Here is a 15,628-nt window from a genome sequence, read left to right on the forward strand (position 1 = left end):
GGAAGACGCCGGCCAGGGCGGGGTCCCGGTCGATCCGGACGATCTTGGCCAGCTGGTCGTTGTCGAGCACGGGGAACGGCAGAACAAGCTTCCGCGCGTGCTCGGGGACGTCGGCGAGCAGGTTCGGCTCGGGCCCGATCGCGCCGCCGATGGACGTCACGAGCTCCTCGCGGATCGCGTCCAGCGGCGGGTTGGTGACCTGCGCGAACATCTGCGTGAAGTAGTCGAAGAGCAGCCTGGGCCGGCTCGAGAGCACAGCGACCGGGGTGTCCGAGCCCATCGCGCCGAGCGGCTCCGCCGCGTTCGTGGCGATGGGCGCAAGGATGATCTTGAGCTCTTCCTCGGTGTAGCCGAACGCGCGCTGGCGACGACGCACCGACGCCGCGGAGTGGCGCACGTGCTCGCGCTCCGGCAGCTGGTCGAGCGAGATCGAGTTCTCCCTGACCCACTGCGCGTACGGCCGCTGCGCGGCGAGCTGCGCCTTGACCTCGTCGTCCTCGATGATCCGACCCTGACCCGTGTCGACGAGGAACATCCGGCCCGGCTCGAGCCGCCCCTTGCGCACGACCGTCGCGGGGTCCAGGTCAAGCACGCCCGCCTCGCTCGCGAGCACGACGAGGCCGTCCTCGGTGACCCAGAACCGTCCCGGGCGCAGCCCGTTGCGGTCCTGGACCGCTCCGATGAGCGTGCCGTCCGTGAAGGTCATCGCTGCCGGGCCGTCCCACGGCTCCATGAGCGTCGAGTGGTACTCGTAGAAGGCCTGTCGGGCGGGGTCCATCTGCTGATGCTTCTCCCACGCCTCGGGGATCATCATCATGATGGCGTGCGGCAACGGGCGCCCCGCGAGGTGCAGGAGCTCGAGGACCTCGTCGAAGCTGCCGGAGTCGCTGCCGCCCGGGGTGCAGATCGGGAGCAGCGGCGCCAGGTCGCCCAGTGCCTCGCTCTCGAGCGTCCCCTCGCGAGCCGACATCCAGTTGCGGTTGCCGCGCACGGTGTTGATCTCGCCGTTGTGCGCGACGAGGCGGAACGGCTGGGCGAGCGGCCACGACGGGAACGTGTTCGTCGAGAACCGCGAGTGCACGAGCGCGAGCTCGCTCGCGTAGCGCGGGTCGGACAGGTCGGCGAAGAAGGGCTCGAGCTGGCCGGTCGTTAGCATGCCCTTGTAGACCAGCGTGCGGGACGACAGCGACGCGAAATACACGCCGACCTCGCGCTCGACCCGCCTGCGCAGGCGGTACGTGCGACGGTCGAGGTCGACGCCCGCGAGCTCGCGCGACGGGTCCGCGACGACGAGCTGGCGGAACGCCGGCATCGACGACCGCGCGGTGGGACCGACGAGGTCCACGGTGACCGCGACGTCGCGCCAGGCGAGGACGTCGAGCTTCTCCTCGGCGGCGATCGCCTCGATCGCGCGCATCGCGGCGTACATCGCGTCCTGCTCGACCGGAAGGAACGCCAGGCCGATCGCGTACTGGCCGACCGGGGGGAGCTCCGCGTCGACGACGTCACGCAGGAAGGCGTCCGGGATCTGGGTGAGGATGCCGGCGCCGTCGCCGCTGTCCTCCTCGGCGCCGACAGCGCCGCGGTGGTCCAGGTTGAGCAGCGCCGTCAGGCCGGCGTCGATGATGTCGCGACCTGGCGTCCCCCGCAGGGTCGCGACGAAGGCGAAGCCACAGGCGTCACGCTCGGTCGCAGGGTCGTACAGACCGCGTGCGGACGGGGCACGCAGTCCACCGGGGATCACGGGCGACGCGGACATCTGAACCGTCCTCACGATATCCCCGGCAATCGGGGCCCAACACGAACAGAAGGGTTACGCGGGACGTCATCGGCCCGAACGCGTGGCGACGATACCTGCCCGGGTTTCGGGGCACTCTCGTCGTGACTTGTGTGGTAGGTCACACTACGGCCGCGGTCAGCGGGTGGCTTCCGGTGCCGTCTCTTCGTCGCCCTGCGCTGCCGGTGGATCCCGCAGGAGCGTCGTCTCGCGATCGTGATGCCGACGCGAGACCACGACGAACGCTACCAGCGCTCCGAGGCCGACGACGATGGAGGTCCAGACGTTGAGCCGGAACGGGCCGATGGTGTGCGCGGGGTCGATGCGCAGGACCTCGATCCACAGCCGCCCGCTCGTGTAGAGCACGACGTAGAGGGCGAACACCTGCCCGTGACCCAGCTTGAACCGACGGTCGAGCCAGATCAGGACGCCCGCGGCCGCGAGGTTCCAGAGCAGCTCGTACAGGAACGTCGGGTGGAAGAGCGTCCCTGAGGCGTACCCGGCCGGCAGGTGGGCGTCGTCGATCTCGAGGCCCCACGGCAGTGTCGTGGGACCGCCGAACAGCTCCTGGTTGAACCAGTTGCCCAACCGGCCGATCGCCTGGGCGACGAGCAGCCCGGGCGCGACCGCGTCGGCGAACGCCGGCATCCGCACGCCCTGGCGGCGGCACCCGATCCACGCGCCGACCCCGCCCAGGGCGATCGCACCCCAGATGCCGAGGCCGCCCTCCCAGATGGCGAAGGCCTTCCACGGGTGGCCACCGACGCCGAAGTACGCGTCGGGAGAGCTGATCACGTGGTAGATCCGGCCGCCGACGATGCCGAACGGCACGGCCCAGAACACGATCTCGAGGACGTCGTCAGCGATCCCGCCGCGCTCGACCCAACGCCGTCGGGTCAGGATCACGGCCGCGACGATGCCGAGCAGGATCGCCAACGCGTAGGCGCGCAGGGGGAACGGTCCGAGGTACCAGACGCCCTGCGACGGGCTCGGGATCGATGCCGGCAGCGCGAGCGCGCCCGCGAGCCCCCGGCCCGCCAGTGCCGTCGCCGCGAGGGCCGTCATCGTCGCGCCCCGCGCACGCCGGCCGCGAGCTCCGCCGTGACCGCCGTCAACGCGGCGAGCCCCGACGCGGGGTCGTCCGCCTCGATGAGAGCCCGCACGAGGGCCGACCCCACGATCACGCCGTCGGCGTACCGCGCGACCTGCGCGGCTTGCTCGGCGCGGGAGACCCCGAGACCGACGCACACGTGCTCGGCGCCGGCGGCACGCGTGTCGGCGACCAGCTGCTCGGCGTGCGTCCCGACGGTCCCGCGCTCCCCTGTCACGCCCATGGTCGACGCCGCGTAGACGAACCCGCGGGACGCGGCCGACGTCGAGGCGAGCCGTTCCGGGGTGGAGCTGGGTGCGACGAGGAAGACGCGGTCGAGCCCGTGGTTCTCCGACGCGGCGATCCACTCCCCGGCCTCGTCGGGGATCAGGTCGGGGGTGATGAGCCCCGCACCGCCGGCAGCGGCCAGGTCGCGAGCGAACGCGTCGACGCCGTACCGCAGGACAGGGTTCCAGTACGTCATGACCAGCACGGGCGCGCCGGATGCGGCCACCCGTTCGACCGCACCGAAGATGTCCCGCACCCGTACGCCGCCGGCGAGCGCGTGCTCGACGGCGTGCTGGATGGTCGGACCGTCCATGACCGGGTCCGAGTAGGGCAGGCCGAGCTCGACGATGTCCACGCCGGCGTCGACCATGGCGAGCGCCGCGTCGACCGACCCCGGCACGTCGGGGTAGCCGAGCGGCAGGTAGCCGATGAATGCGGCGCGCCCCGGCGAGTCCGCGGTCCCGGCAGCGAGCCGGGTGAGCAGGTCGCCGGTGCGACGCCGGATGTCGACGGGGCTCACAGCTGCGTCCCTTCGGTCGCGGCGGGCGCAGCCTGCTCGTCGATCAGGCCGAACCACTTCGCGGCGGTCGCCACGTCCTTGTCGCCGCGGCCCGACAGGTTGATGAGGATGACCGGAGCCTGCCCGGCAGGGAGCGACCAGCTCGCGACCTCGGGACCGAGCTTGATCACCCCCGCGAGGGCGTGCGCCGACTCGATCGCGGGGATGATCCCCTCGGTGCGGCACAGGACCTGGAACGCGTCCATCGCCTCGACGTCGGTCACCGGGCGGTACTCCGCCCGGCCGATGTCGTGGAGCCAGGCATGCTCGGGGCCCACGCTCGGGTAGTCGAGGCCGGCCGAGACCGAGTGGCTCGGCAGTGTCTGGCCGTCCTCGTCCTGGAGCAGGTACGACTTGGTTCCCTGCAGCACGCCCGTCGCGCCTCCGCTGAACCGCGCGGCGTGCCGTCCGGACGCGATGCCCTCACCGCCCGCCTCGAACCCGAACAGCCGCACGCCGGGCTCGTCGAGGAAGGCGTTGAAGATCCCCATCGCGTTGGAGCCGCCGCCGACGCACGCCGCGACGGCGTCGGGCAACCGGCCGATCTCCTCGGCGAGCTGCACCTTGGCCTCTTCGCCGATGATCTTGTGGAAGTCGCGGACCATCTCGGGGAACGGGTGCGGACCCGTCACGGTGCCGAGCAGGTAGTGGGTCGAGTCGACGTTCGCGACCCAGTCGCGCAGCGCCTCGTTGATCGCGTCCTTGAGCGTGCGGGTGCCGATCGTCACGGGGATGACCTCGGCACCGAGCAGCCGCATGCGCGCGACGTTGAGGGACTGGCGTCGCATGTCCTCCTCGCCCATGTACACCGTGCACTCGAGGTCCATGAGCGCGGCGGCGGTGGCGGTCGCGACACCGTGCTGGCCCGCGCCCGTCTCGGCGATGACGCGGGTCTTGCCCATGCGCTTGACCAGCAGGGCCTGCCCGAGCACGTTGTTGATCTTGTGCGAGCCGGTGTGGTTGAGATCCTCGCGCTTGAGGAACACCCGGATGCCGTCGCCCACGTGCGCCGCGAACCGCGGTACCTCCGTCAGCGGGCTGGGGCGCCCCGTGTACGTCTTGTGGAGTCGTGCGAGCTCGGCACCGAACGCCGGGTCGGTGAGGGCCTTGTGGTACTCGGCGTCGAGCTCGTCGAGCGCCGCGATGAGCGCCTCGGGCACGAACCGGCCCCCGAAGCTGCCGAAGTACGGCCCGGCGTGCGTGCTCAGCGGCCCTGACGCCAGCGCGTCCTGGAGCGGGGTGTTGACCGGCTCGGTGGACGACCCGCTCACTGCCGGACCGCCCGCAGCGAGGGGTGCGCCCCGGCGGCGACGAGGTCGGCAACCGACTTGCGGGGTGCCTCGTCGGTGACGAGCGCCTCGCCGACAAGGACGGCGTCCGCTCCCGCCCGCGCGTAGTCCATGACGTCGTGCGGACCGCGGACCCCCGACTCGGCGATCTTGACGATGCCCGCAGGGATCGACGGTGCGACCCGGGAGAACGTCGTCCGGTCGACGTCGAGCGTCTTGAGGTTGCGCGCGTTGACCCCGATGATCTTGGCGCCTGCATCGACCGCGCGTGCGACCTCCTCGACGTCGTGCACCTCGACGAGCGCCGTCATCCCCAGGGAGTGCACGCGCTCGATGAGCGAGGTCAGCACGGTCTGCTCGAGGGCGGCGACGATGAGCAGGACGAGGTCGGCGCCGTGCGCGCGCGCCTCCCAGACCTGGTACGGCGTGACGATGAAGTCCTTGCGCAGGACCGGGATGTCGACGGCGCCACGGACGGAGTCCAGGTCAGCGAGAGAGCCGTTGAACTTCCGCTGCTCGGTCAGGACCGAGATGACGGCGGCGCCGCCCTTCTCGTACTCGAGCGCAAGCGCGGCGGGGTCGGCGATCGACGCGAGCGACCCACGGCTCGGGCTCGATCGCTTGACCTCGGCGATGACAGTGACGGCGTCGCTGACCCGCAGCCGACTGATGCAGTCTTTGGCCTCGGTCACGCGACCCGCGCGTTCCTTGACTGCTGCGAGCGGCGTCGCGGCCTCGCGCTGCGCCAGATCCTGTCGAACACCTGCGACGATCTCGTCCAGCACGGTCATCGGTGCCTCACTCCCCTCGTCGTCGAGCCGCCGAGCCTGTGACGGCCGCGGCCCTGCCGCCATCGTAGAGGCGCCCGCGGGGGCGACAGACCACGCGATCAGGACTCGGACGCGGCCCGCCGACCACGACCCGCCGGAGCAGCCGGGCCGCCCGCCTCGTCGCCAGGGCGAACCTGGGACATGGGGATCAGGGCGCGAGCCACGGCACGAGCGCCGGCACGTTGCGCAGGACCGTGAAGCCGACGGTCACCGCGAGCACGGCCCACGGGACCCAGATGACGCGCCGCGCGGCAGGCGCCGTGCTCGCGGTGACCGGCGCGCGCCATGATCGGGCGGTCCAGCGCAGCCATGCGAGGACCAGCAGCGGCACGACGACCACCCAGAGCGGGTTCATCCCCCAGGCGCCCACCAGATCGCCGTGCGCGAGGTCATGGGTCGCGCGCAGCGCTCCGCACGCCGCGCAGTAGCGGCCCGTCAGGAGGTAGAACGGGCACGCCAGGTAGTGCCCCGGCGCATTCGGGTCGACGACCGCCACGTATGCCGTGGCGACGGCGACAACGCCGCTCACGACAAGCGGGCCCCGCAGACGGTCGACTCGCGCTGCAGGGAACCTCACGGTCGCCAGGTTGCTGCTACCGCGTGCCTGGGTACGTGTTGACGTAGTCGGTCCAGCTGCCTGCGCTGGCGACGAGGATCGCCACGATCACCGCGCCGATCAGCCCGATGCCGATCGCGATCCAGCCGACGACGATCCCGGCCGTCGCCAGGCTCCCGTTGTTGGCCTCGCCGGAGGCGACGGCTCGCTTGGCGTTGTTGCCGAGGATCACCGCGGGGATGCCGGTGAACGGACCGCACAACGCGACGATGCCGAGGATGGCCAGCACGATCGACCAGACCGCGAGGTTGTTCTTCGGGTACGCGTACCCGCCGCCGTACCCCGGCGCCGCGCCGTACGCCGGTGCCGCCGGATACGGTGTCGTGCCGTACTGGGGGGCCGCCGGGTAGCCGGGCTGGACGGGCGGCGCACCGTACGGCGGGGCCGCAGGGTAGCCGGGTTGGCCCGCGGGGTAGCTGGGCTGCGCCGGCTCCGCGGACGGGGCCCCGTACGGTGGCGCCGCCGGGGATGTGGGCTCCACGGGAGGCTGGGGTGCACCGTCGCCGGGCTGCGCAGGCTGACCGCCGGCGGTGTACGGGTCCTGCGGCTCGTTCGGGGTCGACATCGGACCTCCTGAGATCTCGTCGGGCCGGACGGACGACGTGTGACGACCGCCACTGTGCTGGACGATAGTGCGTCGGCTGCCCGCACGGGCCCAGACGCGTCAGAGAGCCGGCACCGGCGCCACGAAGGCGAGCCGCGAGATCAGTGACCGCCGCTGCGAGCCTGCTTGGCCAGCGTCGCCGCGCCGCCCTGGCCGTAGCCGAGGATCTGGAGGACCTTGCCCGCCACGATCCCGAGCACGATGATGACCCCGCCCGCCCAGACGAGCGGGACGGCCGCGAAGATCATCGCGACGGAGGACAGGACGGCACCGACAAGGACGACGATGACTGTCGTCCAGGCCGCGGTCGTGTGCCCGTGGTTGGCCGGCGGCGCACTCGGCGGCAGATAGGACAGGTCACGGATCGGGGCCTGCGCGGGAACCGCGCTCTCGGCACGACGTTCGACGGACTGATCGGCCATGGGGTCGACGCTCCTCGTTCTCGGATCGACGCTCAGCGTATCTGACACGTCGTCCGGATCCTCGGTGGGCACGGCCGTTGATCAGCCGGCTGTCGGGTCGTCGCCGCGGGTCAGGGCGTCCCACGTCGACCGGTCGTCGTCGGCCCCGGCGGTCGCGGCCGACGCCGCCGGCTCGTGCCGGCGCGACGTGGCACCCCACCGCGCCGAGGCACGCGCGAGGCCGAGCGCGACGAGGCCGTCGAGCACACCCAGGACGCACGCGAACCACGGCCATGGCGTCGACGAGACAGGACCGGCGAGCGCGGTCACCCCCGTGGCAGCCGCGACGGCGACCGTCGCGACCGGATCGGGGTCCCGGAGCACGCCGGCGACCGAGGCGAGCACGACGACGCCGGCGGCAGCCACGACCGCCACGACGACCCAGCGGCCGACCCGTCCCACGAGTCCGACCGCTGCGGCTGCCGCGAGCAGCACGACCGCGGCCGCGAGGACGGCCGGCGCCGCCTGGCCGCCGGAGACGGCGACCTCGACGTCACCGGCGAGTGCGCTCGACCCGGTCACCCTGAACCATGCGGGCACGGTGGAGCCGGCGGTCGCCGCAGCTGCCACGAGCAGCGTCACGACCCATCGACCGCGCCGAGAGCCCTCGCTCACCTGCGGGCCGATCGCAGTCGAGCAGCGATCTGGACGGCCCGGACCGCGGCAGCCGCCTTGTTGCGGGACTCCTCGTACTCGAGCCCCGGCACGGAGTCGGCGACGATCCCCCCGCCCGCCTGCACACTCGCCCGACCGTCTCGGATGAGCGCCGTGCGGATCGCGATCGCCATGTCCATGTCCCCCGCGAGGTCGAAGTAGCCGACCGTCCCGCCGTAGATCCCGCGCCGGGCCGGCTCGATCTGGTCGATCAGGGCGATCGCGCGCGGCTTCGGGGCGCCGGAGAGAGTCCCGGCCGGGAACGCCGCGATCAACGTCTGGAGCGCGGTGGCCCCCTCGCGCAGGTGCCCGACGACGGTCGAGCAGATGTGCATGATGTGGCTGAAGCGCTTGATCGCCATGAACTCGACGACCTCGACGCTCGCCGGCTCACACACCTTGACGAGGTCGTTGCGCGAGAGGTCGACGAGCATGATGTGCTCGGCTCGCTCCTTGGGGTCCGCGAGCAGCTCGTCCGCGAGCGCCAGGTCCTGCTCGGGCGTCGCGCCGCGGGGCCGTGAACCGGCGATCGGGAACGTCACGACCCGGCCGTCGGTGACCTTGACGAGCGTCTCGGGGCTCGAGCCGACGACGGCGAAGTCCGTGCCGTCCGCGTCGCGCAGCTGCAGGTAGTACATGTACGGGCTCGGGTTGATGGTGCGCAGCACGCGGTACACGTCGATCGGCTCGGCGGGGCAGTCGAGGTCGAGGCGCTGCGAGAGGACGACCTGGAAGACCTCGCCGTCACGGATCGCCTCCTGCCCGGTGCGCACCGATGCCTCGAAGTCGGCGCGCGTCGTGCGGAACTCGAGCTCGGGCTCGTCCGAGTCGACGAGCACCGCGGCCGCTGGCGGTGCCGGGTGCTGCAACGCGTCCTGCATGGCCTCGAGCCGGGCGAGCGCGTCGGCATACGCCTCGTCCACGCGCGCGTCGGTGTTGTCGAAGTTGATCGCGTTCGCGACGAGCCACACCGAGCCGTCGAGGTGGTCGACGACGGCGAGGTCGCTCACGAGGCACAGCGTCATCTCGGGTACGCCGAGCTCTTCGGGCGCCTCGGCGGGCAGCGTCGGCTCCCACTGACGCACGATGTCCCACCCGAGCGCCCCCACGAGCCCGCTCGTGAGCGGCGGCAGCCCGGGCACGGCCGGTGTCCGCAGGACCTCGAGGGTCTCGGCGAGGACGTCGAGAGGCGTGCCGTCGAGAGGCACCCCGACCGGCACGTCGCCGATCCAGACCGCCTGACCGGCGCGGGTCGTCAGCGTCGCGCGGGAGCTCACCCCGATGAACGAGTAGCGCGACCACGTGCCGTCCTGCTCCGCGGACTCGAGCACGAACGTGCCGGGACGCCCGCCCGCGAGCGTCCGGTACAGGCCGACCGGTGTGACGTCGTCCGCCAGGAGCCTCCGGACGACCGGGATCACCCGACGGTCGGACGCGAGGGTGCGGAAGTCCGGGAGCGCCGGCCACGTCGAGCCCCACGGGACCTGCACCGGGGTGGTCGCGGCAGCGGGCACGGTCATGAGGCTCCTTCGGGGTTCGACGGGACGTCGGAGGTCGGACGGTGACCGACGACGACGGGCAGGGGTCCGCCCGCGTCGAAGCAGGTGCGCGCGCCGGTGTGGCACGCGGCGCCGACCTGGTCCACGCGGACCAGCAGCGCGTCCCCGTCGCAGTCGATGGCGACCGACTGCACGAACTGCGCGTGCCCGGATGTGTCGCCCTTGCGCCAGTACTCGCCGCGCGAGCGGCTCCAGAACGTCACGCGCCCGCTCGTCAGGGTCCGGCGCAGCGCCTCGTCGTCCATCCAGCCGACCATGAGGACCTCCCCCGTGTCGTGCTGCTGCACGACCGCGGCGACGAGACCGGCCTCGTCGCGCTTGAGCCGCGCGCCGATCTGCGGGTCGAGCGCCGACGAGGTCGGCGGGACCGGCACGGTCGAGGGTGCTGCGGTCGAGGGGGCGGCGGCTGAGGTGGGCTGGTCGGGCACCCCGCGATCTTGCCACGGCGTCCCCGGACGCCGCGGCCGTGGGAGCATTCCGGGATGACATGGCACCACATCGCCCGCGCGCAGCTCGCCTCGGCCCTCACCGAGGCCGGACCCGACGCACCGACGTTGTGCGAGGGCTGGCAGAGCCGTCACCTCGCGGCGCACCTGGTGCTCCGCGAGCACTCGCCGGTCGCCGGTGCGGGCATCGTCGTGCCGGCCCTCGCGGCGCACACGGAGCAGGTGATCGCCCAGCTTGCCGAGACCGCGCGGTCCGCACAGGACTACCGCGACCTGGTGGCTCGGGTGGCGGCCGAACCCGCCGCCTGGAGTCCCCTGGCGTGGGCCGGCGAGCAGGTCAACCTCGTCGAGTTCTTCGTGCACACCGAGGACGTGCGGCGCGGCGCAGGGCCGGTGCCGCCGCGGGAGCTCGAGCCCGAGCACGTCGAGGCGCTGTGGCGCGCTCTCGTCCGCGGCGCGTCGCTGACCTACCGACGCGTGCCGGTCGGGATCGTCCTCGTCCGTCCCGACGGCGTGCGCCGACGCGTGCGGCGCGCTCCCAGCGGGCACGGGACCGTCGTGATCCGCGGGGCCGTCGGGGAGCTTCTTCTGCACGCGTTCGGCCGGGGAGCGGCTGTCGACATCAGGATCGAAGGCGCACCGGACGACGTCGAGGCGCTGGCGGAGGTCCTGCCGAACCGCTGACCGTCCAGCGTCATCGGACGGTGATGCCGGCCGCCCGCAGGTGGTCCTTGACCTCGCCGATCGTGAGCGTCCGGAAGTGGAAGACGCTCGCGGCGAGCACCGCGTCGGCCCCCGCCCGTGCCGCCTCGACAAAGTGCTGCGCCGTCCCGGCACCGCCGCTCGCGATGAGCGGGACGCTGACCTCGCTGCGCACGTCGCGCAGCATCTCGAGGTCGAAGCCGGCCGTGGTCCCGTCGGCGTCCATCGAGTTCAGCAGGATCTCCCCCGCGCCGAGCGCCGCCCCACGCGCCGCCCACTCCACGGCGTCGATGCCGGTGCCGCGGCGGCCTCCGTGCGTCGTCACCTCGTACCCCGACGCCGTGCGCACGTCGCCGGTGACCCGGCGCGCGTCGACCGACAGGACGAGCACCTGGCTGCCGAACCGCTCCGCGATCTCCTCGATCAGCTCGGGGCGCGCGATGGCGGCTGTGTTGACCCCGACCTTGTCGGCCCCGGCCCGCAGCAGCCGGTCGACGTCGTCCGCCGAGCGCACGCCGCCACCGACCGTCAGCGGGACGAACACCTCCTCGGCGGTGCGCCTGACCACGTCATACATCGTGGCGCGGTCGCCCGACGACGCCGACACGTCGAGGAAGGTGATCTCGTCCGCGCCCTCGGCGTCGTACCGGCGAGCCAGCTCGACCGGGTCGCCGGCGTCGCGCAGGTTCTCGAAGTTCACGCCCTTGACGACGCGGCCCGCGTCGACATCGAGGCACGGGATGACCCGCAGCGCGAGTGTCATGTCCCAGCTCTCCCGTCAGCCGGTCACGGGCGCGGGGCCCGTGGCGAGGATGTCGATGACGAACACGATGGTCTGGCCCTTGAGCTCCTCGCTCTGCGTCGCGCCGAGCGGGTAGGTCGGAGGCACCACGAGCATGACCTGGCTGCCGACCGGCTGCTCGACGAGGCTCGCCCACGCGGGCACCATCGCCAGGTCGAACGACACCGGGCTCCGGTTGGTCCAGGTCGACTCGAACGCCTCCCCCGTCGTCCACGCGAAGCCCGTGTACTGCACGGTCACCGTGTCGCCGTCCGCCACCTGGGCGCCGGAACCGCGCAGCAGCGGCTGCGTCACGAGGTCGGTCGGCGGTGCGGCGGTCGACGCCGTGATCGACGGCGACCCGTCGCTGCCGAGCGTGACCGTCGGGAGCCCCTCGCGTGGGGCCACAGGTTCGCCGGACGCGCGCGTCGGGAGAACGTCGAGCACCGTCACCGTCGGGTAGTTGGCCGCGCCGCTGCCCGGGGCCGGGCTGATCTGCAGCAGGCGCGCACCGACACGCTGACCGTGCAGCGTGTCGTACAGGTCCTGGCCGAGGTCCTCGACCGTCAACGGGCGGGGCGTCGGGCTGCTCGAGTAGCTCTCCTTGACGACCGTCGCGTCGCTCGCGTCCTCGAGCCAGAAGTCCACCAGCACAGGCTCGCCGTCGACGAGCGGGCTTCCCGTGCCCTGCCACACGACCTTGTGGACCGTCTTGCTCACCGCGAGCGGCGTCACGTACGTGAGGGTCGGCCGGGAGCCCGGGTCGCCCGTCACCAGGACGTCCGGCTCGGGGGCCGTGACCGCGCTGCAGCCGGCCAGGAGCATGGCAGCCAGGCATGCCGCTACCAGACGTCGCACGTCGATCCCTCCCCGGTCGGATGTCCGGCCACACTGTACGGTGCCCGCCCGAGGGTCGTTCACATCGACTCGATGAGCCTCTCGACGCGCTCGTCGACGCTGCGGAACGGGTCCTTGCACAGCACGGTCCGCTGGGCCTGGTCGTTGAGCTTCAGGTGCACCCAGTCGACCGTGTAGTCGCGCCGGGCCTCCTGCGCGGCGCGCACGAAGTCGCCCCGGAGCTTCGCCCGCGTCGTCTGCGGCGGGACGGCGGTCGCCTCGAACACCTCGAGGTCGGTCGTGACCCGGTCGACCAGCCCTCGAGCCGCGAGCAGGTTGTACAGCCCCTCGGTCCGCGAGATGTCGTGGTAGGCGAGGTCGAGCCTGGCGACACGCGGGTCGCCCAGCTCGAGACCGTGCTTGGCGCGGTAGCGCTCGATCAGCCGGTACTTGATGACCCAGTCCAGCTCGCGCTCGACGAGGGCGAGGTCACCGGTGCGCAGCGCGTGCAGGCCGCGTTCCCACAGGTCGACGACCTGCTTGATGTCGGGTGTCTGGTCGACGTCCGCCGCGATGAAGTCCTTGACGCGCGCGAGGTACTCCTCCTGGAGGTCGACCGCGGTGACGGTCCGGCCGTTGGAGAGCTGGAACGGGTGCAGCCCGGTCATGTCGTGGCTGATCTCGCGGATCGCGCGGATCGGGTTCTCGAGAGCCATGTCGCGCATCGGGACGCCCGCCTCGATGAGGCGCAGGATCAGGTCGGTCGCGCCGACCTTGAGCATCGTCGTCGTCTCGGACATCGACGAGTCGCCGACGATGATGTGCAGGCGCCGGTACAGCTCGGCATCCGCGTGCGGCTCGTCTCGGGTGTTGATGATCGGCCGGGACCGGGTCGTCGCGCTCGAGACCGCCTCCCAGATGTGGTCGGCCCGCTGCGACAGGCAGTAGACCGCGCCGCGCGGCGTCGGGAGCACCTTGCCCGCGCCCGTGAGGACCTGGCGCGTGATCAGGAACGGGACGAGGACGTCCGACAGCCGGGAGAAGTCGCCCTGGCGGCGCACGAGGTAGTTCTCGTGGCACCCGTAGGAGTTGCCGGCCGAGTCGGTGTTGTTCTTGAACAGGTGGATCCGCCCGGCAAGGCCCTCGTGCTCGAGGCGCTGCTGGGCGTCGGCGACGAGCCCCTCGAGGATGCGTTCGCCGCCGCGGTCGTACGTGATGAGCTGGCGCACGTCGTCGCACTCGGCAGTCGCGTACTCCGGGTGGGAGCCGACGTCGAGGTAGAGGCGCGAGCCGTTGCGCAGGAACACGTTCGACGAGCGACCCCATGCGACGACCTTGCGGAACAGGTACCGGGCGACCTCGTCCGCCGACAGCCCGCGGCCGTCGTCCGACGCGCACGTCACCCCGTACTCGGTCTCGAGGCCAAAGATGCGGCGGTCCATGCGGCGGTCCCCTCCGTGTGGGTCTGCGTCGGGCGGTGTCACGCTGCCGTCACGGCGTCGGCGGGTCCGCCTCGGAGGGCGCGGTGGGCTCGGTGGGCCCAGCCGGGGCGGGCGGGCTCAGAGCGTCGGCCTGGCTCGGCGCGTCGACCTGGCTCGGTGCCGCGAGCATGGCGTCCAGTGCCGGTCCGGTCAGCCGTCGGAACGCGCGGCGCGGGCGTGAGCGCTCCAGCACGGCGACCTCGAGCTGACTCGCCGGAAGCTGGCGAGGCTTGCCCTCCGACTGCGTGCCGAGGACCCGGACCGCGATCCGCACAGCCTCGGCGAGCGTCAGGCCGGCGCGCCACGCGCCGGCGAGCTGCGTGACCAAGCCGTCCACCTGGCCACCCATCGCCACGTACCCGTGCTCGTCGGCGACGGAGCCGTCGTAGGACAGGCGGTAGATCTGGTCGCCCTCGGGGTTCGCACCGACCTCCGCGACGACGAGCTCGACCTCGAGCGGCTTGGACTCGGTCGTGAACACCGTGCCGAGAGTCTGGGCGTAGGCGTTCGCGAGCCCGCGTGCATTCACGTCCTGCCGGTCGTAGGAGTACCCGCGCAGGTCGGCGTACCTGACCCCGGCGACACGCAGGTTCTCGAACTCGTTGTACTTGCCCACGGCGGCGAAGGCGATGCGGTCGTAGATCTCGGAGATCTTGTGCAGGGCACGCGACGGGTTCTCGGTCGCGAAGACGATGCCCTCGTCGTACTGCAGCACGACCACCGAACGTCCTCGCGCGATGCCCTTGCGGGCATAGTCGGCGCGGTCCTTCATCAGCTGTTCGGGCGAGACGTAGAACGGCATGCTCATCGCGACTCACCCCCCGGGCGGCCCTGCGCGTGCTCGGTGCGGCGCTGCTCGGCGACCGCCTCCACGACGGCACCCAGCTCGTCCTGCCCGACCCGGCGGTACCCGCTCGACGTCACCGTCGCGACGACGGGCCAGATCTGGCGCGACGAGTCGGGACCCCCGGTGGCCGAGTCGTCGTCTGCGGCGTCGACGAGGGCCTCGACGGCGACGCGTACCGCCGCGACCGCGTCCAGACCTGGGCGCCAGAGCTTCTTGAGAGAGCCGCGCGCGAACACCGAGCCGGAGCCGACGCTGTGGTGCTCGTGCTCCTCGTAGCGCCCTCCCGTCACGTCGTACGAGAAGATCCGTCCCAGGCCGCGGTCGAGGTCGTAGCCCGCGAACAGCGGCACGACGGCGAGGCCCTGCATCGCGAGGCCGAGGTTGCCGCGGATCATCGTCGCGAGCCGGTTCGCCTTGCCGTCGAGCGACAGCAGCGCACCCTCGATCTTCTCGTAGTGCTCGAGCTCGAGCTGGAACAGCCGCACCAGCTCGACGGCGAGACCCGCCGTGCCGGCGATGCCGACCGCGGAGAACTCGTCCGCAGGGAACACCTTCTCGATCTCGCGGCTCGCGATCATCGAGCCCATGGTGGCTCGGCGGTCGCCTGCCATGACCACGCCACCATCGAAGACGAGCGCGACGATCGTCGTGGCATGGGGTGCCAGCGGCACCTCACCCGCGGGCAGGGGCCTGTGGCCCGGCAGCAGTGCGGGCGCATGCCCGGCGAGGAACTCGACGAACGAGGACGAGCCTGGTGTCGTGAACGCGGCCGGCAACCGGCCCGCAGCGCTGTGGTCCTGGCCCATC

17 protein-coding genes are annotated in these 15,628 nt (G+C 72.1%); 1 reads left to right on the forward strand and 16 read right to left on the reverse strand.

Translation table 11 applies throughout. The annotated features are described in order from the left end of the window. From VFW79_RS03930 to hisI, 11 genes are all read right to left on the reverse strand, one after another. The coding region (locus VFW79_RS03930) for a glutamate synthase central domain-containing protein (protein ID WP_329676010.1) at positions 1-1,759 on the reverse strand (1,759 nt) is incomplete at its 3' end. Positions 1,760-1,915: 156 nt separating this feature from the next. Continuing rightward, positions 1,916-2,842, reverse strand: coding sequence for a prolipoprotein diacylglyceryl transferase (gene lgt / locus VFW79_RS03935; RefSeq protein WP_329676011.1), 927 nt, complete (start codon positions 2,840-2,842; stop codon positions 1,916-1,918). Continuing rightward, positions 2,839-3,675 carry a tryptophan synthase subunit alpha gene (gene trpA, locus VFW79_RS03940; protein WP_414647859.1) on the reverse strand — a complete coding sequence of 279 codons (837 nt, stop codon included), beginning with the start codon at positions 3,673-3,675 and terminating at the stop codon, positions 2,839-2,841. Before trpA ends, lgt begins: the two co-directional genes overlap by 4 nt. Continuing rightward, the gene (trpB, locus tag VFW79_RS03945) at positions 3,672-4,985 is read right to left on the reverse strand and encodes a tryptophan synthase subunit beta (protein ID WP_414647860.1); all 1,314 of its coding nucleotides are present in this window, start codon (positions 4,983-4,985) and stop codon (positions 3,672-3,674) included. Before trpB ends, trpA begins: the two co-directional genes overlap by 4 nt. Then, positions 4,982-5,794, reverse strand: a complete 813-nt coding sequence (gene trpC / locus VFW79_RS03950; protein WP_329676012.1) for an indole-3-glycerol phosphate synthase TrpC — start codon at positions 5,792-5,794, stop codon at positions 4,982-4,984. Before trpC ends, trpB begins: the two co-directional genes overlap by 4 nt. 187 nt (positions 5,795-5,981) lie before the next feature. Then, positions 5,982-6,362, reverse strand: a complete 381-nt coding sequence (locus VFW79_RS03955; protein WP_329676013.1) for a DUF2752 domain-containing protein — start codon at positions 6,360-6,362, stop codon at positions 5,982-5,984. Positions 6,363-6,426: 64 nt separating this feature from the next. Then, positions 6,427-7,014, reverse strand: a complete 588-nt coding sequence (locus VFW79_RS03960) for a DUF4190 domain-containing protein (protein ID WP_329676014.1) — start codon at positions 7,012-7,014, stop codon at positions 6,427-6,429. 140 nt (positions 7,015-7,154) lie between these two features. Further along, complete coding sequence (locus VFW79_RS03965) at positions 7,155-7,475, reverse strand: HGxxPAAW family protein (RefSeq protein ID WP_329676015.1); 321 nt, start codon at positions 7,473-7,475, stop codon at positions 7,155-7,157. 81 nt (positions 7,476-7,556) lie between these two features. Continuing rightward, positions 7,557-8,129, reverse strand: coding sequence for a Trp biosynthesis-associated membrane protein (locus VFW79_RS03970; protein WP_329676016.1), 573 nt, complete (start codon positions 8,127-8,129; stop codon positions 7,557-7,559). Beyond that, entirely contained in the window at positions 8,126-9,688 is a 1,563-nt protein-coding gene (locus tag VFW79_RS03975; protein ID WP_329676017.1) for an anthranilate synthase component I, read from the reverse strand. The genes VFW79_RS03970 and VFW79_RS03975 overlap by 4 nt, the downstream gene beginning before the upstream one ends. Further along, positions 9,685-10,101: a phosphoribosyl-AMP cyclohydrolase gene (hisI, locus tag VFW79_RS03980; protein ID WP_329676036.1), complete on the reverse strand. Its 417-nt coding sequence runs from the start codon at positions 10,099-10,101 to the stop codon at positions 9,685-9,687. Before hisI ends, VFW79_RS03975 begins: the two co-directional genes overlap by 4 nt. Positions 10,102-10,209: 108 nt before the next feature. Here hisI and VFW79_RS03985 point away from each other — a divergent pair, with 108 nt between their 5' ends. After that, the gene (locus tag VFW79_RS03985; RefSeq protein WP_329676018.1) at positions 10,210-10,857 is read left to right on the forward strand and encodes a TIGR03085 family metal-binding protein; all 648 of its coding nucleotides are present in this window, start codon (positions 10,210-10,212) and stop codon (positions 10,855-10,857) included. A gap of 10 nt (positions 10,858-10,867) precedes the next feature. Here VFW79_RS03985 and hisF read toward each other — a convergent pair whose 3' ends face one another. From hisF to prcB, 5 genes are read right to left on the reverse strand one after another with little or no spacing between them, the layout of a single operon-like run. Then, positions 10,868-11,638: an imidazole glycerol phosphate synthase subunit HisF gene (hisF, locus tag VFW79_RS03990; RefSeq protein ID WP_329676019.1), complete on the reverse strand. Its 771-nt coding sequence runs from the start codon at positions 11,636-11,638 to the stop codon at positions 10,868-10,870. Positions 11,639-11,653: 15 nt separating this feature from the next. Then, the gene (locus tag VFW79_RS03995) at positions 11,654-12,514 is read right to left on the reverse strand and encodes an FKBP-type peptidyl-prolyl cis-trans isomerase (protein ID WP_329676020.1); all 861 of its coding nucleotides are present in this window, start codon (positions 12,512-12,514) and stop codon (positions 11,654-11,656) included. A gap of 59 nt (positions 12,515-12,573) precedes the next feature. Continuing rightward, complete coding sequence (gene pafA / locus VFW79_RS04000; RefSeq protein ID WP_329676021.1) at positions 12,574-13,935, reverse strand: Pup--protein ligase; 1,362 nt, start codon at positions 13,933-13,935, stop codon at positions 12,574-12,576. A gap of 49 nt (positions 13,936-13,984) precedes the next feature. Then, complete coding sequence (gene prcA / locus VFW79_RS04005; RefSeq protein WP_329676022.1) at positions 13,985-14,782, reverse strand: proteasome subunit alpha; 798 nt, start codon at positions 14,780-14,782, stop codon at positions 13,985-13,987. Continuing rightward, positions 14,779-15,627: a proteasome subunit beta gene (prcB, locus tag VFW79_RS04010; RefSeq protein ID WP_329676023.1), complete on the reverse strand. Its 849-nt coding sequence runs from the start codon at positions 15,625-15,627 to the stop codon at positions 14,779-14,781. The genes prcA and prcB overlap by 4 nt, the downstream gene beginning before the upstream one ends. Position 15,628 lies beyond the last annotated feature (1 nt).

The organism is Cellulomonas sp., assembly GCF_036279715.1.
In the GTDB taxonomy this organism is placed as follows: Bacteria; Actinomycetota; Actinomycetes; order Actinomycetales; family Cellulomonadaceae; genus Cellulomonas_A.